Source organism: Paraburkholderia xenovorans LB400 (assembly GCF_000013645.1).
Classification (GTDB): domain Bacteria; phylum Pseudomonadota; class Gammaproteobacteria; order Burkholderiales; family Burkholderiaceae; genus Paraburkholderia; species Paraburkholderia xenovorans.
Map to the genome: position 1 here is coordinate 978,107 of NC_007952.1, position 20,959 is coordinate 999,065.

Sequence of the window (20,959 nt, forward strand, 5' to 3'; positions counted from 1 at the left end):
GCCCAGACTGGTCAACCGATAAACCGATACTCGCGTGCGGCATGAGTACTGCCGCGCGCGGGATCAAACCGTTTTCAAGGAGTCGCTGCCATGCCTCGCTTCGCCGCCAACCTCACGATGATGTACAACGAGCACGCTTTCCTCGACCGTTTCGCCGCCGCGGCGCAAGACGGCTTCAAAGCGGTCGAGTTTCTGTTTCCCTACGACTTCCGCGCCGGCGAGATCAAGGCGCGGCTCGACGCAAGTGGTCTGACGCAAGCGCTCTTCAATGCGCCGCCCGGCGACTGGGCCGGCGGCGAGCGCGGCATTGCCTCGCTGCCGGGCCGCGAAGACGAATTCCGTCGCGGCATCGACACGGCGCTCGATTACGCGCGCGTGATCGGCAATCGCAAGCTGCATGTGATGGCCGGCCTGATCGGCGCGGATCAGCCGCGCGCGAAGCATCGCGAGGTGTACCTGAGCAATCTCGCGCATGCCGCCAGGGCCGCGCAAGCCGAAGGCATCACGGTCGTGATCGAGCCGATCAATACGCGCGACATGCCGGGCTTTTTCCTGACCCGTCAGGACGAAGCGCAAGCGGTCTGCGCGGAAGTCGGCGCGCCGAATCTGAAGGTGCAGTTCGACTGCTATCACTGCCAGATCGTGGAAGGCGATCTCGCGGTCAAACTCAAACGCGATATGGCGGGCATCGGCCACATTCAGATCGCGGGCGTGCCGGAGCGCCATGAACCCGACACGGGCGAGCTGAACTACCCGTATCTGCTCGAACTGATCGATTCGCTCGGCTATGACGGCTACATCGGCTGCGAATACCGGCCGCGCGCGGGCACCTCGGCCGGTCTCGGCTGGCTCGAACCGTATCTGAACGCGAACCGCTAACAAGGACGACATACATCATGAAAGTACTGATTACCGGCGGCGCCGGTTTTCTCGGCCAGCGTCTCGCGCGCGAACTGCTCGCGCGCGGTTCCCTGAAGGACACGCAAGGCACGCCGCAAGCCATTACCGAACTGGTGCTGCTCGACGTGGTGAAGGCCAACGATTTCGGCGACAGCCGCGTGCGCGCGGAAGTCGGCGATATCGCCGAGCGCGGCGTGCTCGAGCGCGTGATCGACGACAGGACCTCGGCGATCTTCCATCTGGCCGCGATCGTGAGCGGGCAGGCCGAAGCGGATTTCGATCTCGGCATGCGCATCAATCTGGATGCGTCGCGACTGCTGCTGGAAACGTGCCGGCAGCGTGGCCATCGCCCACGCGTGCTGTTCACGAGCTCCGTGGCGGTGTATGGCGGCGCGCTGCCCGACGTCGTGCAGGACGATACCGCGCTGAATCCGCAGTCATCGTATGGCGCGCAGAAGGCGATCGCGGAGTTGTTGCTCAACGATTACGCGCGGCGTGGTTTCGTCGACGGCCGGGTGCTGCGGCTGCCTACCATCAGCGTGCGGCCGGGCAAGCCGAATGCGGCGGCCTCGTCGTTCGCGAGCGGCATCATTCGCGAGCCGTTGAACGGCGAAGCGGCGGTGTGCCCGGTCGCGGGCTCGACGCGCCTGTGGCTGCTGTCGCCGCGCAAGGCGATCGAGAGCCTGATCGCGGGACTCGAACTCGATTCCGCTGCGCTCGGCAACCAGCGTGTGCTGAATCTGCCGGGCATTTCGGTGAGCGTCGACGAGATGGTCGCCGCGCTGCGCGAAGTGGCGGGCGAGGCGGCCGTCGGGCGGATCGTGTGGGAACCGGATGCGCGAGTCGAAAAAATCGTGGGCAGCTGGCCGGGACGGTGGGATACGTCGCGCGCGGAAGCGCTGGGGCTGAGCGGCGAGCGCAGCTTTGCCGACGTGATCCGCAGTTACGTTGCGGACGAGCAGATCCAGATCCGCTAGTCGCGGTTTCGCTTGCAGCGATTTCGCGCAGAGGCCCTCAGCGGTTCTCTTGCGCGCACCGCCCAGACAGTCTTCAGGCCTCGTGCCGGCGCCTTGAACCCATGCGCGCCGGCACGGGCGCGTCAATCGCCGGATCGTTTGCAAGATCCGTCGCAGTCTGCGCGTAATCCCTGGTGCGGGCGTGGCCGCGCTTGACATGGTTTCGGCCGCGCGCCTATTATCAGGCCTGGTTGTTCGATATATGACCGTGTGTTCGTGTAAAGAACAAATGACCTCGATTCCGGGCTCGTCATGCGTCATTCGTCATTCGTCATTCGTCATTCGCGCGCGGCTGATCTGACGTGAGGGCTGCCCGCAGCCGCTTCCCGTCGCGTTCCAGTCCACTTGCAGAACGCCCGGGCCGGCGCATCCGTGCATCCAGCCCGCGCCGCGCCACGCCGCAATTCCGGTTGTGGCGCAGCGCATGCAGCACATCCATTGGAGACATCACATGACCGAAGCATTCCTCTGCGACGCGATTCGCACCCCCATCGGCCGCTATGCGGGAGCGCTGTCGTCGGTGCGTGCCGACGACCTCGGCGCCGTGCCGCTCAAAGCGCTGATGGAGCGCAACAAAGAGGTCGACTGGAACGCGATCGACGACGTGATCTACGGCTGCGCGAACCAGGCTGGCGAGGACAACCGTAACGTCGCGCGCATGTCGCTGCTGCTGGCCGGCTTGCCGCAAGGCGTGCCGGGCACGACGGTGAATCGCCTGTGCGGCTCGGGCATGGACGCGGTCGGCATTGCCGCGCGCGCCATCAAATCGGGCGAGGCCGCGTTGATGGTGGCGGGCGGCGTGGAAAGCATGAGCCGCGCGCCGTTTGTGACGGGTAAGGCGACCAGCGCGTTCTCGCGCCAGGCCGAGATTTACGACACGACCATCGGCTGGCGCTTCGTCAATCCGTTGATGAAGAAACTGTACGGTGTCGATTCGATGCCGGAAACCGGCGAAAACGTCGCCACCGACTACAACATCAGCCGCGCCGATCAGGACGCTTTCGCGTTGCGCAGCCAGCAGAAGGCGGCGCGCGCGCAACGCGACGGCACGCTCGCGCAGGAGATCGTCGGCGTGACGATCGCGCAGAAGAAGGGCGATCCGGTCACCGTGTCGCAAGACGAGCATCCGCGCGAGACGAGTCTGGATGCGCTCGCCAAACTCAAGGGCGTGGTGCGTCCGGACGGCACGGTCACGGCAGGCAATGCGTCGGGCGTGAACGACGGCGCAGCGGCGCTGCTGCTTGCCAACGAGGAAACCGCCAGGCGCTTCGGCCTCACGCCGCGTGCTCGCGTGCTGGGTATCGCGACGGCGGGCGTCGCGCCGCGCGTGATGGGCATCGGCCCGGCGCCCGCCACGCAGAAACTGCTGGCGCGCCTGAACATGAGCCTCGATCAATTCGATGTGATCGAACTGAACGAGGCGTTTGCTTCGCAAGGTATCGCGGTGCTGCGCGCACTCGGCGTGGCCGACGACGACACTCGCGTGAATCCGAACGGCGGCGCGATCGCGCTCGGCCACCCGCTCGGCATGAGCGGCGCGCGTCTGGTGACCACCGCGATGTATCAGTTGCATCGCACGCAGGGCCGTTTTGCGCTGTGTACGATGTGTATCGGCGTCGGCCAGGGCATTGCGATCGCGATTGAACGGGTGTGAGGGTTTAGGGGGCTAGCCTGGGCGCTTCGGGCTTTGGTTCAAGCAGGAAAACAGCCTCCTCGCTTACGCGAAGAGGCTGTTTTTTTATGCCGTGGGTAGATCGGGCGTATATCAAATTTACGTCTGATCCGATTATGTTCGAATATCACGGAACATTGATTGCGCATTCGCCAGTCTTGCAGTATGTATTTAATGCTGTCTGCATTTGAAACATGCGGATCATTATGAACGGCCGCGAATGTCACAGCATTGTCAACGGGCGGCTTCCCGCTGCGACGCAACGCCGCGGCGCCTGACAGCACGGGCTGCATTCATTGGAAAATCACAATTCAATCAATCAAAGTTCGCCGCAAGCCATGTAAAATCGTCCGCGTCGTACCTTTTTAAAACTATCTTCCTGACGATATCCTGGGTACTCGCGGCGTTAAACATCGGCATTCCAGCGTTTCAGATTGCCGTCTCGCCGAATCAAATAATTTTTCAAGGAGCACATATATGAAGGCAGCGACAATTGGCGCAGCGTTGATGGTCGCGGCATTCGCCGCAGCTCAGCCGGCGTGCGCGCAAGATGCAATGGCCAGTGCCGCGCAGGGCGTTGTCAGCTCGGTGGAGCCGGTGCATGTGAAGGCGCAGATCGTCGGCATCGACCCGGGCACCCGCACGCTCACGCTCAAAGGGCCGGACGGCAACGCGGTGGTCGTGCTGGTGAGCCAGCAGGTTGCCAGTTTCGACCAGTTGAAAATAGGTGACCAGGTCGACGTGCTCTACAAGAACGCGCTGCTCGTGAAGGCCGAGAAGGTCAGCGCTAAAGACAAGGGTGTTCGCGCGCGCGTCGATACGCAGGTGTACGCGCCGGCCTCGGGCGGCTTCGAATCGGCGCGCCAGGTCGAGGTGCTTGCCACGGTGCAGAAGATCGATCGCAAAAAGCGGCTGGTTACGCTGCGCGGCGCGTATCAGACACAAACGCTGCAGGTCGGACCGGACGTCGATCTGAAGGACGTCAAGGTGGGCGATACGATCCATGCGGTGTTCGTGTCGGCAGCGGCCGTGGAAGTCACGCCGCAAGACGCGGCGAAGTGATCGCCGTCACGCTCGCACTAACGTTCGCATCAACGCTATGCGCGCGAGCGTGACAATGCCTTCATGCAAGACCGCATGTGGGTCGTTCCGAGTCCGCAAGCCTGTTTTCAGACAGGCGTACCGAAACACCCCTCGTAGCAGGGGTGTTTGTTTATCCGGTACGCACAAGCCTTGTTGATCGCGCGTTAATTTGCGCGGCTAACGCGGCGCAGGCGGTCCGAGGCTCAACCATGCGAGCCTTCCCAGCCAGCGTCTGAACAGGCCGACTTTCGGCGGAAGCGCGTAGCTCAACGACACTCGCGCGGCGCATTCGCCCTCCGTACTGAGCCACACGCGCTCACCGCGTTGCAACTGGAATGTCTGTCCCGGGTCGAGCCAATGATCATAAGGGGAACTGACACGTGTGAGCCAGAGGCGCTCGTCTTTCACTGCAAGCGTGCTGTCGGCTTCGACACGCCAGGTCAGTGTTGCGCGCGGCATCACGGAAAAATGCACCACCACCGTTGGTAGACGCTCGTGCTGCTGATGTGCAACCAGACTCGAGTCGTCGTCCATGCACTGCGGGCTTGCCTGATCCATCTTGCTCTCCGTCATCAAGCCGGCGGACGGAGGCGCGCACAAAACAAAAGGCCCCTTCCGTTACCGGCGGGGCCTTGGGGATTGGTTACGCAGATTCAGACTGCTAACGCACGCATACCCCCAATGGCCAGCCGATCATGGCTCGCTTCGGGTGTGTAATCGCATTAGCGATGGAGATGTGCGTCAACATGGGATTGAGTGTGCCGTTTTGCCGCGGGTCTTGTCAACAGGAAATCGCAATCCATGCAAACGGCTACGCGATCCGCGCGCAGTCGGCGCGGCTCAACATGTCCGGATTCGCGCGACGTTAGGGCGAATCTCGGCAGCATGGATGCTTCGCAATGCGTAACGCTTTCATATCAGCCTCGTTGCTCGCGGCGAGCGTGTGAAGGCACCCCGACCGCGTAGGGGTGTCTTCACAACCACCACGAACAATCGACCATGAACACGCTTTACGCACGCAAACCCGGCACGCTCGTTCTCATCGGGCTCCGGTTGCTTTGCCCGCTTTGACAAGCCTTTCGACTGCGCCGTTGGTGACGGTCCTGAAGAGCGCGGCGTTTCCATATGCCCGCGCGGCCAGCATCGCGCCGTAGACGAGCGACACCAGCGTTGCGGCCTCGTCCTTAACCGACGCGCCCAGTTTGAACTGTTTGCCTTTCACGCCCGACGCTAGCACCTGTTCGAGCCACGCAGTGAGGTTCTCGAAATGCGCTGTCACCTCCTGTGCCACTTCGTCGGGCAGAGCAGGGAGTTCCGCGCCTAGCATGCCGGCTACGCAGAACGGCGCGCTGTCGTCCGCAATGCATTGCTCCCAGTAACCGATGTAGGCCCGCAACTGCGCCAGCGCATCGGCGCCGCTCGCCTGCAATGACGCCATGTCGGCGTCGAACATTTCGCGCGACTGCCTCACCACGGCGATCACCAGATCGGCCTTCACGGGAAAGTGGTGGTGAATGCTCGCCTTGCGAATGTCGATTGCCTCGGCCACGTCGGCATAGCTGAAGCCGCTGTAGCCGCGACGCATGATGAGTTGCCGCCCGGCTTCGACAATCTTCGCCGCCGTGCCTTCGCCTGTCGTGGTCATGTTGACCTACCATCTAGTCGGTTGGTTAATTCTTCAAGTCTACACCAGAAAGTGCAATTTTGAGTTTCAGGAAAGTGCTTGCGATGCAGCCATCCTACTAGTAGGATGGCTGCATCGATCAAGCAATTCACTGTCGATATCCTTCTCAACACCTACCTTCTGGAGCATGAAAATGAAAGCAGCCTCACGCATCACCCGTATCGCCGCCGCGCTCGCGTTCTCCTTCGCCGCCTTGGGTTCGCAGGCCGCAATGGCCGAGCCGGTCAGGAACATCGTGCTGGTTCACGGTTTTTTCGCGGATGGCTCGGGCTGGCAAGCCGTGTCCAAAATCCTGACACGCGACGGCTACAAGGTCGCGGTTGTGCAGGAGCCGGAAACCTCGTTTGCGGATGATGTGAAAGCAACCGAGCGCGTGATCGACGCACAGGACGGCCCGAGCATTCTGGTCGGTCATAGCTACGGCGGCGCGGTCGTGACCGAGGCCGGCAACGACGCGAAGGTGGCCGGCCTGGTCTATGTGGCCGCCTTTCTACCCGATGCAGGCGAAAGCCCGCTCGACCTGACCAAAAAGATGCCGCCCGCAACCCAAGCGATCAAGGCAACCCAGGACGGCCATCTGTATCTCGACCAGGCCGAATTCCACGCGGACTTTGCCGCGGACGTGCCCGCAGCCGAAGCCAGCTTCATGGCGGTCTCGCAGGTCATGCCCGCAGCCCAGTCGTTTGGCGTGCCGATCACGAACCCGGCGTGGAAGACCAAGCCGAGCTGGGCAGTCGTCGCAACCGCGGACCGTGCGATCAATCCCGATCTCGAACGCTTCATGACGAAGCGCGCCGGCAGCAAGACGGTCGAGATCAACTCCAGCCACGTGGCCTACATTTCGCATCCCGCCGAAGTTGCGAAACTGATCGAGCAAGCCGCGGCAACCTCCAGCAAGCAATGATCGACCGCGATGCGCCGCCTGAGACCGTTCTGACTGATCGAGGCGGCATTCGCGGCGGTCTCACGCCGCGCGCGAGGCAGCCCGCTGCTGCCGCAACACCTTCACGAAATTGAGCACGGTCGGCGACTTCTCGCGTTGCCGATGAATCAGCGCGATACCTGTTGAAAGCGGCTTGCCCTGCAATTCGTGGTACGACACGCCTTCCACCTGGATCTGCCGGATCGATGCGGGCACCACTGCAACCCCGAATCCGGCCGCCACGAGGTTGGCCGCCGACGAGATCTGCGGCGACTCCATGCCGATGGAGGGCGCGAAGCCGGCCTCACGGCACGCGCTGATGATCGAGTCGTACAGGTTCGGGCCGATCGGCCGCGGAAAGAGGATGAATGGATCTTTCGCCAGGCCCGCCAGATCGACGCGCCGCCGCCGGCTCAGACGGTGGCTCGCGGGCAGCACGACCAGCATGTCTTCGTCGACCAGCGGTTCCACGACCAGATCCCGGCAGTTCAGCGGCATGCGCACCAGAGCGGCGTCGAGTTGCCGTTCGGCCACCTTGTCGAGCAGCAGCGAACTGTTGCTCTCTTCACAGCTGATGGACACGCGCTCATAGGCATGCCGATACCGTTGCATCGTCATCGCGACGGTGGGATGAAACACGGTGGAACCCGCGAACCCGAGCGAAAGCCGCCCGGTCTCGCCGCGCCCCGCATTCTGCACTTCGACAAACGCCTCTCGCGCATCCTCCACGATGCGCTGCGCACGCTCGCGAAACAGCCGCCCGGCCTCGGTCAATTCGACGCGGCGCGGATGGCGGATGAATAACCGCGTGCCGATTTCCCGCTCCAGCTTCAGGATTTGCTGGCTCAAAGGCGGTTGGGCGATGCCGAGGTACGTTGCGGCGTCCGTGAAATGCAGGTGCTCGGCGACCGCGAGGAAGTAGCGCAACTGGCGAAATTCCATATCTTTTTCGTCTCCAGAAAGTGACTTCGAGATATTGGACTAATGACTGCGCTCATTCTAACCTTTGCGTCAACCCGATGCGCTCAAAGGCCGCACCCGACCCACCGGCCGGAATCGACGCGTATCTCACCCAACGTTTCCCGAGGAGAAGTTCGATGTCCGCAGCGCGTGCACCACTAGCCAACCTGTCGGCCAACGCGGCCCAAATGCTCGTTGCGGATTTGCGCAACATTGTCGGCGGGAAGCACACGTTGACGGGTGACGGCGCGACCCGCCGCTATTGCACGGGCTTCCGTTTCGGCGCGGGCAAGGCGCTCGCCGTGGTGCGCCCCGGCACAGTCGTCGAACAGTGGAAGGTGTTGCAGGCATGCATCGCGGCGAACGTGATCGTCATTACGCAGGCGTCGAATACGGGCCTCACGGGCGGCTCGACGCCTGATGGCAACGACTACGATCGCGACATCGTGATTGTCAGCACGAGCCGGATGAAGAAGGTGTACGTCATCGACGACGGCAAGCAGGTAGTCTGCCTGCCGGGCGCGACGCTCGACCAGCTGGAGAAAGTGCTGAAGCCTCTCGGCCGCGAGCCGCATTCGGTGATCGGTTCGAGCTGCATCGGCGCTTCGGTGTTCGGCGGTGTGTGTAACAACTCGGGCGGCGCACTGGTGCAGCGCGGGCCGGCCTATACGGAAATGGCGGTATTCGCACAGGTCGATGCGGCAGGCAGACTGAACCTGGTCAACCATCTCGGCATTTCACTCGGCAAGACGCCCGACGAGATTCTCGGCCGGCTCGAACGCGGCGAATTTTCTGCTGCCGATGTCCGGCACGACGCTGGCGCCGGATCGGACCACGGCTACACGACCCACGTGCGTGAAATCGATGCCGATACGCCGGCGCGCTTCAACGCCGATCCACAGCGCCTCCATGAAGCGTCGGGCTCCGCTGGCAAGCTGATGGTGTTCGGCGTGCGGCTCGACACGTTTCCGATCGAGCAGAACGCCAAGGTGTTCTATATCGGCACGAACCGGCCGGACGAACTTACCGCGATCCGCCGCCACGCGCTGCACGACTTCAAACATCTGCCGATCTCAGGCGAATACCTGCATCGCGATGCCTTCGACATTGCGGAGGAGTACGGCAAGGATACTTTTCTCGCGATCAATTACCTCGGCACTTCCAGACTGCCCGCGCTATTCGGACTGAAAAGCCGTTTCGACGCGCTATTCGATCGTCTCGGTGTTTTCCCTTCGCATTTCACCGACCGCGTGATGCAGGCCGCGAGCCGGCTGTTTCCGAGCCATCTGCCGCCGCGCATGAAGCAGTATCGCGACAAATACGAGCATCACCTGATGCTGAAGGTGGCGGCCGGCAGCGTCGAGGAAACGCGCGCTTTTCTCTCCAGCTATTTCGAAAGCGCGACCGGCGGTTATTTCGAATGCACCGACGAGGAAGGCAGGAAAGCGTTCCTGCACCGCTTTGCCGCGGCCGGCGCCGCGGTGCGCTATCGCGCGGTACATCCGCGTGAGGTGGAGAACATCGTCGCGCTCGACGTGGCGTTGCGCCGCAACGATCGCGACTGGATCGAGACGCTGCCACCGGAGATCGAAGAGACGATTTCCATCAAGCTGTACTACGGCCACTTCCTGTGCCATGTATTCCACCAGGATTACATCGTGAAGAAGGGCAACGATTGCCTCGAAGTCGAGCACAAGATGTGGACGTTGCTGGACCGCCGTGGCGCGGAATATCCGGCGGAACATAACGTCGGTCATCTGTATCACGCGAAGCCGCAACTCGCCGCGTTCTATCAGCAACTCGATCCTTGCAACTGCTTCAACCCGGGAATCGGACAGATGTCGAAGTTCGCGAATTATCGCGAAGCGGCGGGTTGAAGCGCCACGATTGAGGCGACTGGAATAGGGCGGTGAACACAAGCTCAATTCAACGCACCCACGCCCGCGTCATGCAGAATCTTGCTCCACATGGTCGAGTCGTCGCGAATTCGCTGACGCAATTGAGCCGGCGTGCTGGTCTCCAGCGTAATGCCGCGGGAAGCCGCGAACCCGCGCACGTCGGGCGCGGCGAGGGCTCTCACCAATGCGTTGTGCAATTTGTCGATGACGTCTTTGGACGTGCCGGCAGGCGCGAGTAATGCATGCCATGTCGTCATGACGTAACTCGGCACGCCCGCTTCCTTCATGGTGGGCACGTCCGGCAATGGTCCGAGGCGCTGCGTGCCCGTTACCGCGAGCGGCCTGACCGTGTTGGCCTTGATAAACCCGATCGAGCTCGACAGGCTGCCGAACACGAGGTCGGCCTCACCGGTGAGCACCGGTAACGCCGTATTCCCCGCATACGTGATGTTCACGGTCTGAGTGCCGGTGCGTGCCATGAACAGCATGTTCGCGAGATACAGCGGACTGCCGACGCCTGCGGTCGACACATTGAGCTTGCCGGGATGGTCGCGGGCATACTGAACGAGTTCCTGAAGCGAGTGAACCGGCACCTTCGGATTGACGACAAGCACGAAACCCGATTCGGCCATCATCGAGATCGGTGTGAGATCTTTTTCGACCGAGTACGACAGATCCTTGTACAGAATGGGATTGACGGTCAATTGCGTGCCGAGTCCCCACAGCAGCGTATAGCCGTCCTTCGGCGAATGAGCGACGAGCGCCGCTGCAATGTTCCCCGCCGCGCCCGGCCGGTTTTCGATCACGACCGAGGTGTTCAGCGCCTTGCCGAGTTCCTGGCCGACTATGCGCGCCAGCGGATCGGTCTCGCCGCCCGGAGGAAACAGAATCACGATCCGTATCGGGTGGTCGGGATATTCAGCCCGCGCAACCGTTGTCGCGAGTGTGCACGCTATGCACGACAGCGCGAGGACAAGCCAATGACGGACGCCGCGCATCGATATTCTCCGGTTCGGTGTGAGTCACAACCGCCATGCCTTACCGCGCCGTGGCGCGCCACATTACGCGGGAACGTTCACCGGCGCGGCGGCCCGCGTCCATTCCGGTTCGTCCATGACGGTTGCGCGATGCATTTCGCGGCGATCCGTCGGCGGCGAGTAGCGCAGGCCGCGGTGGATCAGTGTGCGGTTGTCCCACATCACGAGGTCTTTGACAGTCCAGTGGTGGGTGTAAATGAATTGCGGCTGCGTGGCGAACTCCATCAGTTCCCGCAACAGATCGCGGCCTTCGGGAATCGGCCAGTCCACTACGTGAGTCGCATGCACGGAAAGATAGAGCGTCTTGCGTCCCGACAGCGGATGCGTTTTCACCAGCCGGTGGATCGACGGCTTGAGCATCGCGCGCTCTTCTTCCGGGAAATCGGTGAAACCACACATCGCTCGCGTATGGAGGATGTCGAACTCCGCGGAGAGATTTTCGATCGTCTCGCGAAGATCCTGCGGCAGCGAGTCATAGACGAGGCGCATGTCGGCGAACTGGGACTCGCCGCCTCTCGCGGGCACCGAGTAGTTGAGCAGGAAAGAGTAGCGGGCGGGAATGGGCTGGTACGACTGGTCCGAATGCCAGCGCCGGCTCACAAACGTATTCATGCGGCGGTTGTCGCCCGCCTTGAACGTCTCGTTGTCCTTGCCGACGTTCGAAATGTCGCTGATACGCGGCTGCAGGCGATGTTCGTTCTGACGCGTCGCGTATTGCACGGAGACCTGCACCGGCCCGAAGTTTTCGCTGAACGCGAGCAGTTGATTGTCGTCGATATCCTGCGCCGGGAATACGAGTACCGGATACTGTGCAATTACGTTGTCGATGGCTTGCGCGTCGGCAGCCGACAGAGGTTGCCGAAGGTCGAGGCCGGTAATGCGCGCTGCAATGGGTTCCTGGATTGCTTCGACTGCGAAGGTCATGAGCGCCTCATCGATGGAGATGACGGAAAGACGGCTTGTCGGAATGGCCGGCCGGATGCGGGCCAGGTCAGATCAAGCGTAGGCGCGCGCGCCTTCATGCGACAAGCGAGATTAAGTCACAGCGGGCGTGATATCGGCGTGATGTCGACGTGATATCGATGTGAAGCGGAAGCGGCTGGTTGTGACGCGGAGTGTGACTTTAACGCGCTTGTGACGGAGCGGCGTTGCGCCCTAGCATCGCAACACATACCGCGTGTGGAGAGTGACAGCGCGCTGGAATAACCCTTATTGAACCGCTTATTCACTGCATGGGAGATAGCATGGACCTCGAACTTCGCGGACGCACGGCGCTCGTCACAGGCGCGAGCACGGGCATTGGAACGGGCATTGCAAGGGCGCTGGCGAGCGAGGGCGTGCGGCTTGCGATCACCGCGCGGCGCGATGCGCTGCTGGAGGAGGTGGCGGCGTCGATCGTGGCGGAGGGCGGCGTGCGGCCGATCGTGATCGTCGGCGATCTCACCGCGCCCGGTCACATCGAGCGCATTCTTGCGCAGGCGACCGACGCGCTGGGGCAGATCGATATTCTGGTGAACAATGCGGGCGCGTCGCGGCCCGCGCCGCTCGATTCGGGCGAAGACGTCTGGGAAGAGGCGTTCGCACTCAATTTCACCGCGGCGCGACGCATGACACATGCGGTTCTGCCGGCAATGCGCTCGCGCAAATGGGGGCGCGTGATCAATATCAGCGGTTCGATGGAACCGCGTGGACTCAATCCCAGTGGTCCGGCGAAGGCGGCGCTGCATCTATGGGCCAAGAGCCTCTCGCGCGAAATTGCCGCGGACGGCATCACGATCAACACTATCCCGCCGGGCAGAATTCATAGCGAGCAAATCGAAAAGCGCCTGCATCCCACCGAAGAATCGAAACAGGCATTCATTGCGCGAAACGTGCCGATCGGCTACTTCGGCGATCCGCTCGACATCGGTTATCTGGCGGCATTTCTTGCGTCGCCGCGCGCGAGGTACATCACGGGAGATGTGATTCCAGTGGACGGCGGCATGCATTTTTACGCGCACTAATAGTCGATTCGGAAGCGTCCCGCCGCGTGATACGCGGCTTGCTTCGTGCTTCGTTGTTGCCGCGAAGCTCAATGGCTGTTTCTCGCGAGGAAATCGCGAACCACGGCCACCGCGGAAGGAATGCAGCCGGTGGGCTCTTTCCACGGTTGCAGGGTGCGGACATTCGGAGCCAGCCGCGCAAGTTCTTCCGCAATGACCGCCGGGTGCTCCAGGTCGGCGCCCGGCAGGATCAGCATGGGCGTCTGGCACGCGGCGACAAACTCCCGGCTCACGCTCAGGACGAAATCGCCAGCCCACATTCTGCGGCCGAACTCTTCAAGCGCTGTCCGGCTCAGGTCCTGACGGTTGGCGGTCAGTTCATCGGCCCACTTGCGCCATGAGTTGGGCATGACCTGACGGTTGGCTTCGTCGATACCAATGGGCTGCTGGAGCACCAGCGACGCCACGCGAGACGGCGCGAGCCGCGCAAGATTCAATGCGTAAGACGCGCCGATGCAGCATCCCATCACGTGACAGCGCTCGATACCAAGGTGGTCGAGCAAGCCGAGATGGTCAGCCGCATACTGATCCCACGGATTGCCGTCGGCGAGCGGCCCGGTGGACTGGCCGGCGTTGCGTTGATCGAGTGCGATCACCCGAAAGTCGTGGCGGAAGATCTCGACGGGATTGAACGCCATGCGCTGCCAGTCGTCGATGGTTGCCCGCATGCCGCCAGGAGGAAGCAATAGCAAAGGAAAGCCGCCTCCATATTGTTCATAGCGGATCGAAACGTCGCCTTTTCTGAAGAATGTCATTTCGTCCTCGATTGAAAGCTGTCGTGCGCGATCGTGGCCAATCGCGCCACTGCGTTTTACGATCCCACACCGGCAGCGATTCCCACAAGCCCGTTTTTTACACACACGGTCTGACTTTTGCAGACGCTGACTGCTATCCGCGGCTCGATCCGGCGCACTTGCGCGCATTCGCGCGCGGCGCTCACACGCGGTGTGATCTAAATGCGCTTGTGAGCTCATGCCGACACCTTCTACGATGGCTGAATACTCGCCTCGTGTGGGGCATCATGGAGCAGCTATGGCGTTTACCGTTGAGGTCGTGCACCCGTTATTGGCCGCCCGCATTCACGGCCTCGATCTGCATCAACCCGTCGCGCTGGAAGATGTCGAGGCGATCGAGCAGACAAGCGGCCGTTATCCGGTTCTGATCTTTCCGAAGCAGTTCATCAACGACGACGAACTGCTCGCGTTCAGCGCGAACTTCGGGCCGGTCCACACCGCCATGTCGTATCAGACGCGTGAGAAAGAGCACCGGTTGCAGCCGAAGATCACCGACATCTCGAACCTCGGCAAGGACAATCAGACGTTCAAGCGCGGTGATCATCGCCGGATGAACAACTTCGTCAGCAAGCGGTGGCATACGGACGCTTCATATGAAGCAATTCCGGCGCGCTACTCGTTCCTGCTGGCGTATACCGTGGCGCAGCGGGGCGGCGAGACACAGTTCGCCGATATGCGGGCGGCGTACGACGAGATGCCTGAAGATCTTCGCCCGGTAGTCGAAGATCTGAGCTGCGAGTACAACATCTTGTGGGCGCGCATGCTGAGCGGCTACACCGAGTTTCCGGACGAGGAGCGGGCGAAGCTGCCGCCCGCGCAGCACAAGCTCGTCAGGCAGCATCCCGTGTCGGGACGCAAGACGCTCTATCTGTCGGGGCACGCGACGCACGTAGTGGACTGGCCGATTCCCGAAGGCCGCGACCTGTTGCGCGAATTGATGGAATTCGCGACGCAGCCCCAGTTCGTCTATACCCATAAATGGCACGAACGCGATCTGGTGATGTGGGACAACCGCGCGTTGATGCACCGCGGGCGCCGCCATATTCCCGATACTGACCCGCGCGAGATGCATCGCGCGACGGTAATGGACGATCCTGCGTGGACGCGAGCGGACAGCAGCGTGCACAGCGAAGCGGGAACGTGACTTGGCGTGGCGTGGCGTAAAACATGCGCCGGCGGCGGTTGCGAGAAAACCGCCGCCGGCGCTACGCACGTCACACGTCTGGCTATCGGAGAGAACGCAGAAAGAACCCAGAAAGAACGCGCCGCTATTGCGCCCTGAGACCCGCCTGTGCAAAAAGTTGACTCCAGAGCGGCACTTCGGTGCGAATGCGCTGATCTATCTCGCCCGGTGAACTGCTGACCGGCAGAAAGCCGAGCTGTTCGAGACTACGCCGGACATCCGGCTGCGCGATGGCACTGACCGTGGCATCGTGCAGCGTTGCAACCACCTTGTCAGGCGTCGCCCGCGGCACCGAGATGCAGTTCCACACCGCGAACGCGTAACCGGGCAGGCCGGCTTCGGCAATTGTCGGCACATCGGGCAGCACGGGCACTCGCGACTTTCCGGTAACACCGAGCGCACGCAGCTTGCCCGAACGGATATGCGCGGTGACGTTCGGCACACCGCCGAATTCCATATCCGCAATACCGCTCAACACGGCGACGGTGTCTTCCGCGCCTCCTTTATAGGGCACGTCCTGCAACTGGATTGCCGCCTTCGATGTGAACTCCAGTGCGGCGAGATAGAGATTGCTGCCAATGCCCGCCGTTGCGTTGGTCAGTTTCTTCGGGTTCTGTTTGGCGTAAGCGATCAGTTCCGGAATCGATCGCGCCGGGACCGACGGATTCACCACCAGTACGAACTGCTGCTCCGACAGCAGACTGACGTGCCGAAAGTCGTTCGCACTGAAGCCGGGCGTTTTGTACAGCAGCGGATTCGCTTCGAAGATCGCGCTGATGCCGAGCAGCATCGTGTAGCCGTCCGGCGCCGCATTGGCCACGTAGTGGGCCGCGATGTTGCCGCCGGCGCCTGGATGCGCCTCGACCACCACAGGCGCGCCCAGCAGGCTCTGCAGTGCTTTGGCGACGATGCGGGCCTGCACGTCGTCGGAGCCTGCCGCATACGGGTTGACGAAGCGCACCGCGCTTGATGGATAGTTCGCCGCGAAAACCGGGCGCGATACGCCGGACAGCGCGGCCGCCCCCAATGCAGCAAGAAAAGCGCGCCGCGCATTCATTGCATGTGATCTCCGTCGGCTATTGCGCAGTCTGATTTCCGGAGCTCCGCCGAAGGGGCGCCCGGTTTGCATCGTTCCATGCGTTCGCATGCGGACAGCTTGCACGGATGCTAGTTGTCGCGTGAGCTTCCTGACAAGCGCGAATAAGTCACGACCGCTGTGATGAACCGCTGTGATGTACACATGGCACGCCTGAAGTGCCGAAAAGTCGCTTGCGGGTCTTCGGCGGCGGTGCGAGCGTGAGACATTTGCACGGCCGCGCCGCGGATAGACTCCATGTCGAATTGCATGGAGAGGCGGCGGCTGGTGTGTGAAAACTCATCCACTCACTGCTCGCGTGCCGCCATGTTCAATGTACCCAGAATCAAGACGGAAGTCTTCGCCAGTCTGCCCGCCGCCTTTCGTGTTACCGACCATGCGGAAGTTCGCTTCGGCGTGGTTCGCGACTCATTCCTGGAGGGACCCGCATTCGATCGCGAAGGCAATCTGTATTGCGTCGACATACCGTATGGCCGTATTTTCCGGATCACGCGGAGCGGTCAATTCGAACTCGTCTGCCAGTACGATGGGCGGCCTAACGGCATTGCGATTCATCGGGACGGCCGCATCTTCATTGCCGATCAATTGCGCGGAATCGTCGTGCTGGACCCGTTGCGCGGCACGGTCGAAGATCTGGTGAGGACCGGCGGGTTCGAACCGTTTCGCGGTCCCAATGATCTGATATTTAATCGCGCCGGCGAACTGTTCTTCACGGACCAGGGGCAGACCGGCCTCGATCGGCCGTTCGGCTGTCTTTATCGTTTGAATGTGGACGGCAGGCTCGACAGGCTGCTCGACAATATCCCAAGTCCCAACGGACTCGCGTTGAGCCCCGACGAGCGCACGCTATATCTGGCGGTAACGCGCGCGAATGCCGTCTGGCGTGTGCCGCTGGATCCGTTCGGCAACGGCTCGGTCGCGCGGGTCGGCCACTATCTGCAATTGTCCGGCGGCACCGGGCCGGATGGCCTCGCGTCGGCTAGCGACGGCAGTCTTGCGGTTGCGCACATCGGCCTGGGTGCGGTTTGGCTCTTCGACAGGATCGGCGAGCCGGTTGCCCGGGTGTGTTCGTGTGCCGGGCTGCAGACCTCGAATGTGGCATTCGATCCCGCCGACAGCGGTGTCGTCTACATGACGGAGTCTGAATCCGGACAGATTCTGCGTGCCGCCGTGCCGCTCCAGGGCGCCCGTCCTTACTCGCACGACTAGACCGCGGCACGACAGAAACGCCTTCGCGAAGCCCTCGCTATGCACCCAGTGACATTCGCGAGGGCGTGGCCTTATCGCGCTTTCAGATGGGCAGGCGCACAACCCTAGGCGACGCTTGCCGCGACCGGCTGATTGCTGCCGCGCGTCCAGGTGCGATCGTCGAGCGTCGTTGCGCGATGCATCTCGCGAACGTCGGTTTCCGGAATATGCGGGCGGCCGCGATGCATCAGCGCACGGTTGTCCCACATGACGAGGTCGCGAACCGACCATTCGTGCGAATACACGAACTGCGGCTGCGTGGCGAACTCGGTCAGTTCGCGCAGCAGATCGCGGCCCTCCGGCTCGGGCCAGCCGACCACATGCGTCGCGTGGCTCGACAGGTACAGCGATTTGCGTCCAGAGATGGGATGCGTGCGGACCAGTTCGTGAATGCACGGCGCGAGCGCCTTGCGTTCTTCGTCGGATGCGTCGTAGAAGCCGGCCGCCGCGCGTGACGCCATGATGTCGTAGTGGCAGCTCAGGCCTTCGACAACCTTGCGTAAATGGTCGGGCAGCTTGTCATACGCGGCGCGCATGTCGGCGAACTGCGTCTGACCGCCGACCGCCGGCACGATATACGAGAGCAGAAACGAATAGCGTGCGGGCAGCGGCAGATACGAAGCATCCGAATGCCAGCGGCGGCTCGTGAGATTGTTCATCCTGCGCCGGTCACCGGGCCGGTAGGTCTGGTTCTCCTTGCTGAGATTGGAGATGTCGTTGATCATCGGGGCGAGCCGGTGATCCTCCGGGCGCGTCGAGTACGAGACGGCAACCTGCAGCGGACCGAAGCCGGCGGCGAATGCAAGCAGCTGGTCGTCGTCGATGTACTGGCGCGGGAAGATCAGCACCGGGTATTGGCCGCTGGCCTGCTCGATTTCGACGATACGCTCATCGGAAAGCGGTTTTGACAGATCGAGTCCGTGGATGCGCGCGGCGATGAAAGGATGGGCGGCTTCGACGTTCAGGCTCATGGATGTTCCTTGTATCGGACGAGGGTGGAGTTCGTCAGGCATGCGCGGATGCGCACTACGAGTTCGCTCCATTCCATCGTACCGACCGCATGCGGCGGCTCACAAGCGAGTTTATTGAACACCTGGTGTGAGGTTGCGTCGGGCGGCGGCGCTACACCACTTCGATGTGCTCGGCCTGGGTCCGGTCGATCTCTTCGATCGTTTTGCGCACCTCGTCCTTGAGCCATTCGGAGAAGCGCAGAATGACCGGCTGCTCGCTCTTCATTTCGTTGTGCACGAGGTAATACGATCTGCCGGTCTTCACACGCTGCGGAAGCGCCGCGACCAGCCGCCGGTTGGCGAGGTCTTCCTGCACGAACAGCGTTTGCGCCATAGCGAGGCCCAGACCGTCCACCGCACCCTGATACGCAAGGCCCGAGTATTCGAGCTTCAATCCCTTGTAGCCGTCCACACGTGTCGCGCCGGTCGCGCTCAGCCAGCGCTGCCAGTCGTCGTGGCGTGCCGCCGCGTGCAGCAGAAGGAACGATTCGAGATCGTCCGGATTGCCAAGTTCATGTCCGGCGAGCAACGTGGGGCTGCCGACCGGTACCAGTTCTTCATGGAACAGATGCTCGCTGACCAGACCCGGCCAGTCGCCGTTGCCGAACCAGATCGCAACGTCGACCTCTTCGTCTCGCGGCGACACGTGTTCGTGCGCGCTTTCCACCTGAAGGGTGATCTCGGGATACAGCTTCTTGAAGCGCGCGAGCCGCGGAATCAGAAAGCGCATCGCGAACGTGGACAGCACGCCGATACGCAAGGACGCATTGTCCGGCCGCGCGTAGAAGTATTCGGCGGTCACGTCCTGGATCTGGTCGAACAGCACCTGCAAGCGGGACGCGTAAGCTGCGCCGCGCTTGGTGAGCACGACCTGCTGGTGGCCGCGCTCGAACAGCTTGGCGTTGAGGTAGTCCTCGAGCTTCGCGACATGGCGGCTGATCGCGCTGTGCGTCACGCACAGCTCCTCCGCCGCGCGCGTCATGCTTTGATTGCGCGCGGCGGACTCGAAAGCGCGCAACGCATTCAATGAAGGAAGTCGGCGTTTGGGCATCGCGTGTCTCCGTCAATCATCCGGGAGCAGTGGGGGGCTGTCCCGGTCGCGCCAATTATTTCGAGCGACGAATCTGACGCGGATCGATGTCGGTTCGAACAGTGAGTAACTGCGTCGCAGTCTCACTGTCTAAAAAAGGCTCGCACTCGCGCGACTAATTATCAAGATAGGGTTTTCCATTGAAAGCCCCGCCGCTCGGGCGTCCCGTCGATAATGCGCATACTGCGTGTGCCAAAAAGTGTCTTGCGACGCCGCTTTGGCGCATGTGATTCTTGGGGCGCCGGAGTCACCGTTCGACGCGAAACGCCGCATGCCTTGACCGGTGTCTGCGATTGCGGCTTTCACTCCCGAACGGCCGCTCTGGCTCCTTTGAGGACACTTCCAGATGAGCAACGTGGTGGGCAGTGGAGCAATGACGTACCGGATCGTCGAGGGTTGGGGCACCTTGCCCGACGGCTGGGAACTCTATGACGTCGCGGCGGTGGGCGTCGACAGCAACGATCAGGTGTACGTGTTTCACCGGGGGCGCCATCCCGTGATCGTGTTCGATCGCGCCGGCAACTTCCTGCGTGCGTGGGGTGACGATCTGTTCCGCCACGCGCACGGCATTCACATCGGCCACGACGGCGCGCTCTACCTGACCGACGATTTCGATCACACCGTGCGCAAGTGCACGCCCGAAGGCAAATTGCTGATGACGATCGGCGTACCCGGCGAGCCTTCCATGTTCATGAGCGGCGTGCCTTTCAACCGGTGCACGCACACGGCGCTTTCGCCTCGCGGCGACATCTACGTGGCCGACGGCTACGGCAACGGGCGGATCCATAAGTATTCGCCTGACGGAAAGAGAATCCTGTCATGGGGCGAGCCAGGATCGAGCAAGGGCCAGTTCAATCTCCCGCACAACATTTCATGCGACGAAGACGGCTGGGTCTATGTCGCGGACCGTGAGAATCACCGCATCCAGGTGTTCGACGGCGACGGCCGCTTCGAAACGCAGTGGCACAACCTGCACCGGCCTTGCGGCATGTACATGCCGCCCGGAAAGTGCCCGTTGTGTTACGTCGGCGAGACCGGTCCTTACTATTCCTTCAATCGCGGCGCGCCCAATCTCGGACCGCGCGTAAGCATCCTGTCGAACAAGGGCGAACTGCTCGCGCGTATCACGACGACGCCGGCGGCCGGCACGGGCCCCGGCCAGTTCCTCGGGCCGCATGGTCTCGCGGTCGATTCGCGCGGCGACATCTACGTGGGCGAGGTCTCCTACACCGCGTGGCCGTCGCTGTTTCCGGGTGTCGAGCCGCCGCCGCGTTTGCGATGCCTGCAGAAGTTCGAAAAGATCGCGGCGTGACAGCGCCATGCA

At 62.2% G+C, this 20,959-nt stretch carries 19 protein-coding genes; 10 read left to right on the forward strand and 9 right to left on the reverse strand.

Annotated features, from left to right (window positions below):
• The first annotated feature begins 90 nt into the window (after positions 1–90).
• The 4 genes from otnI to BXE_RS26355 all read left to right on the forward strand — a co-directional run bounded on the left by otnI (position 91) and on the right by BXE_RS26355 (position 4,650).
• Entirely contained in the window at positions 91–879 is a 789-nt protein-coding gene (gene otnI / locus BXE_RS26340) for a 2-oxo-tetronate isomerase (RefSeq protein WP_011491175.1), read from the forward strand.
• A 17-nt stretch (positions 880–896) separates the two neighbouring features.
• Positions 897–1,877, forward strand: a complete 981-nt coding sequence (gene denD / locus BXE_RS26345) for a D-erythronate dehydrogenase (RefSeq protein ID WP_011491176.1) — start codon at positions 897–899, stop codon at positions 1,875–1,877.
• A 490-nt stretch (positions 1,878–2,367) separates the two neighbouring features.
• Positions 2,368–3,570: a 3-oxoadipyl-CoA thiolase gene (pcaF, locus tag BXE_RS26350; RefSeq protein ID WP_011491177.1), complete on the forward strand. Its 1,203-nt coding sequence runs from the start codon at positions 2,368–2,370 to the stop codon at positions 3,568–3,570.
• Between the two features lie 495 nt (positions 3,571–4,065).
• Positions 4,066–4,650, forward strand: coding sequence for a hypothetical protein (locus BXE_RS26355; protein ID WP_011491179.1), 585 nt, complete (start codon positions 4,066–4,068; stop codon positions 4,648–4,650).
• Positions 4,651–4,848: 198 nt separating this feature from the next.
• Here the strand turns inward: BXE_RS26355 and BXE_RS26360 are convergent, their stop codons facing one another.
• On the reverse strand, positions 4,849–5,229 hold the full coding sequence (locus tag BXE_RS26360) for a DUF2917 domain-containing protein (protein ID WP_011491180.1): 381 nt from the start codon (positions 5,227–5,229) through the stop codon (positions 4,849–4,851).
• Between the two features lie 481 nt (positions 5,230–5,710).
• The gene (locus BXE_RS26365; RefSeq protein ID WP_011491181.1) at positions 5,711–6,316 is read right to left on the reverse strand and encodes a TetR/AcrR family transcriptional regulator; all 606 of its coding nucleotides are present in this window, start codon (positions 6,314–6,316) and stop codon (positions 5,711–5,713) included.
• Positions 6,317–6,488: 172 nt separating this feature from the next.
• Between BXE_RS26365 and BXE_RS26370 the strand changes: the two genes are divergently transcribed.
• On the forward strand, positions 6,489–7,259 hold the full coding sequence (locus BXE_RS26370; RefSeq protein WP_011491182.1) for an alpha/beta hydrolase: 771 nt from the start codon (positions 6,489–6,491) through the stop codon (positions 7,257–7,259).
• 60 nt (positions 7,260–7,319) lie between these two features.
• Here BXE_RS26370 and BXE_RS26375 read toward each other — a convergent pair whose 3' ends face one another.
• A complete protein-coding gene (locus tag BXE_RS26375) occupies positions 7,320–8,219 on the reverse strand; it encodes a LysR family transcriptional regulator (protein WP_011491183.1) in 900 nt (299 codons plus the stop codon).
• Between the two features lie 155 nt (positions 8,220–8,374).
• Between BXE_RS26375 and dld the strand changes: the two genes are divergently transcribed.
• Positions 8,375–10,114, forward strand: coding sequence for a D-lactate dehydrogenase (dld, locus tag BXE_RS26380; RefSeq protein WP_011491184.1), 1,740 nt, complete (start codon positions 8,375–8,377; stop codon positions 10,112–10,114).
• A 44-nt stretch (positions 10,115–10,158) separates the two neighbouring features.
• On the opposite strand, the gene BXE_RS26385 is transcribed toward dld, so the two are convergent.
• Positions 10,159–11,133, reverse strand: coding sequence for a Bug family tripartite tricarboxylate transporter substrate binding protein (locus tag BXE_RS26385; protein ID WP_011491185.1), 975 nt, complete (start codon positions 11,131–11,133; stop codon positions 10,159–10,161).
• Between the two features lie 63 nt (positions 11,134–11,196).
• Positions 11,197–12,096: a TauD/TfdA dioxygenase family protein gene (locus BXE_RS26390; RefSeq protein WP_011491186.1), complete on the reverse strand. Its 900-nt coding sequence runs from the start codon at positions 12,094–12,096 to the stop codon at positions 11,197–11,199.
• A 320-nt stretch (positions 12,097–12,416) separates the two neighbouring features.
• Between BXE_RS26390 and BXE_RS26395 the strand changes: the two genes are divergently transcribed.
• Entirely contained in the window at positions 12,417–13,175 is a 759-nt protein-coding gene (locus tag BXE_RS26395; protein WP_011491187.1) for an SDR family NAD(P)-dependent oxidoreductase, read from the forward strand.
• A 68-nt stretch (positions 13,176–13,243) separates the two neighbouring features.
• Here BXE_RS26395 and BXE_RS26400 read toward each other — a convergent pair whose 3' ends face one another.
• Positions 13,244–13,969, reverse strand: a complete 726-nt coding sequence (locus BXE_RS26400; RefSeq protein ID WP_040123934.1) for an alpha/beta fold hydrolase — start codon at positions 13,967–13,969, stop codon at positions 13,244–13,246.
• 277 nt (positions 13,970–14,246) lie between these two features.
• On the opposite strand from BXE_RS26400, the gene BXE_RS26405 reads away from it, so the two are divergent.
• Entirely contained in the window at positions 14,247–15,152 is a 906-nt protein-coding gene (locus BXE_RS26405) for a TauD/TfdA dioxygenase family protein (RefSeq protein ID WP_011491189.1), read from the forward strand.
• 124 nt (positions 15,153–15,276) lie between these two features.
• Here BXE_RS26405 and BXE_RS26410 read toward each other — a convergent pair whose 3' ends face one another.
• The gene (locus BXE_RS26410; protein ID WP_011491190.1) at positions 15,277–16,248 is read right to left on the reverse strand and encodes a Bug family tripartite tricarboxylate transporter substrate binding protein; all 972 of its coding nucleotides are present in this window, start codon (positions 16,246–16,248) and stop codon (positions 15,277–15,279) included.
• A gap of 345 nt (positions 16,249–16,593) precedes the next feature.
• Between BXE_RS26410 and BXE_RS26415 the strand changes: the two genes are divergently transcribed.
• Complete coding sequence (locus BXE_RS26415; protein WP_040123931.1) at positions 16,594–17,496, forward strand: SMP-30/gluconolactonase/LRE family protein; 903 nt, start codon at positions 16,594–16,596, stop codon at positions 17,494–17,496.
• Positions 17,497–17,600: 104 nt separating this feature from the next.
• On the opposite strand, the gene BXE_RS26420 is transcribed toward BXE_RS26415, so the two are convergent.
• Positions 17,601–18,506, reverse strand: coding sequence for a TauD/TfdA dioxygenase family protein (locus BXE_RS26420; RefSeq protein ID WP_011491192.1), 906 nt, complete (start codon positions 18,504–18,506; stop codon positions 17,601–17,603).
• Between the two features lie 151 nt (positions 18,507–18,657).
• Positions 18,658–19,596 carry a transcriptional regulator GcvA gene (gene gcvA / locus BXE_RS26425; RefSeq protein ID WP_007176629.1) on the reverse strand — a complete coding sequence of 313 codons (939 nt, stop codon included), beginning with the start codon at positions 19,594–19,596 and terminating at the stop codon, positions 18,658–18,660.
• Between the two features lie 385 nt (positions 19,597–19,981).
• Between gcvA and BXE_RS26430 the strand changes: the two genes are divergently transcribed.
• Positions 19,982–20,947, forward strand: a complete 966-nt coding sequence (locus BXE_RS26430) for a peptidyl-alpha-hydroxyglycine alpha-amidating lyase family protein (RefSeq protein WP_011491193.1) — start codon at positions 19,982–19,984, stop codon at positions 20,945–20,947.
• The last annotated feature ends 12 nt before the right edge of the window (positions 20,948–20,959 follow it).

Excerpts from the sequence above, each read along its gene's own strand:
- BXE_RS26420 (WP_011491192.1), bottom strand. The coding sequence starts at position 18,506 with ATGAGCCTGAACGTCGAAGCCGCCCATCCTTTCATCGCCGCGCGCATC.
- BXE_RS26365 (WP_011491181.1), bottom strand. The coding sequence starts at position 6,316 with ATGACCACGACAGGCGAAGGCACGGCGGCGAAGATTGTCGAAGCCGGG.
- otnI (WP_011491175.1), top strand. The coding sequence starts at position 91 with ATGCCTCGCTTCGCCGCCAACCTCACGATGATGTACAACGAGCACGCT.
- pcaF (WP_011491177.1), top strand. The coding sequence starts at position 2,368 with ATGACCGAAGCATTCCTCTGCGACGCGATTCGCACCCCCATCGGCCGC.
- BXE_RS26375 (WP_011491183.1), bottom strand. The coding sequence starts at position 8,219 with ATGGAATTTCGCCAGTTGCGCTACTTCCTCGCGGTCGCCGAGCACCTG.
- BXE_RS26430 (WP_011491193.1), top strand. The coding sequence starts at position 19,982 with ATGAGCAACGTGGTGGGCAGTGGAGCAATGACGTACCGGATCGTCGAG.
- denD (WP_011491176.1), top strand. The coding sequence starts at position 897 with ATGAAAGTACTGATTACCGGCGGCGCCGGTTTTCTCGGCCAGCGTCTC.
- gcvA (WP_007176629.1), bottom strand. The coding sequence starts at position 19,596 with ATGCCCAAACGCCGACTTCCTTCATTGAATGCGTTGCGCGCTTTCGAG.
- BXE_RS26355 (WP_011491179.1), top strand. The coding sequence starts at position 4,066 with ATGAAGGCAGCGACAATTGGCGCAGCGTTGATGGTCGCGGCATTCGCC.
- dld (WP_011491184.1), top strand. The coding sequence starts at position 8,375 with ATGTCCGCAGCGCGTGCACCACTAGCCAACCTGTCGGCCAACGCGGCC.
- BXE_RS26400 (WP_040123934.1), bottom strand. The coding sequence starts at position 13,969 with ATGACATTCTTCAGAAAAGGCGACGTTTCGATCCGCTATGAACAATAT.
- BXE_RS26395 (WP_011491187.1), top strand. The coding sequence starts at position 12,417 with ATGGACCTCGAACTTCGCGGACGCACGGCGCTCGTCACAGGCGCGAGC.
- BXE_RS26390 (WP_011491186.1), bottom strand. The coding sequence starts at position 12,096 with ATGACCTTCGCAGTCGAAGCAATCCAGGAACCCATTGCAGCGCGCATT.
- BXE_RS26405 (WP_011491189.1), top strand. The coding sequence starts at position 14,247 with ATGGCGTTTACCGTTGAGGTCGTGCACCCGTTATTGGCCGCCCGCATT.
- BXE_RS26370 (WP_011491182.1), top strand. The coding sequence starts at position 6,489 with ATGAAAGCAGCCTCACGCATCACCCGTATCGCCGCCGCGCTCGCGTTC.
- BXE_RS26410 (WP_011491190.1), bottom strand. The coding sequence starts at position 16,248 with ATGAATGCGCGGCGCGCTTTTCTTGCTGCATTGGGGGCGGCCGCGCTG.
- BXE_RS26415 (WP_040123931.1), top strand. The coding sequence starts at position 16,594 with ATGTTCAATGTACCCAGAATCAAGACGGAAGTCTTCGCCAGTCTGCCC.
- BXE_RS26385 (WP_011491185.1), bottom strand. The coding sequence starts at position 11,133 with ATGCGCGGCGTCCGTCATTGGCTTGTCCTCGCGCTGTCGTGCATAGCG.
- BXE_RS26360 (WP_011491180.1), bottom strand. The coding sequence starts at position 5,229 with ATGGATCAGGCAAGCCCGCAGTGCATGGACGACGACTCGAGTCTGGTT.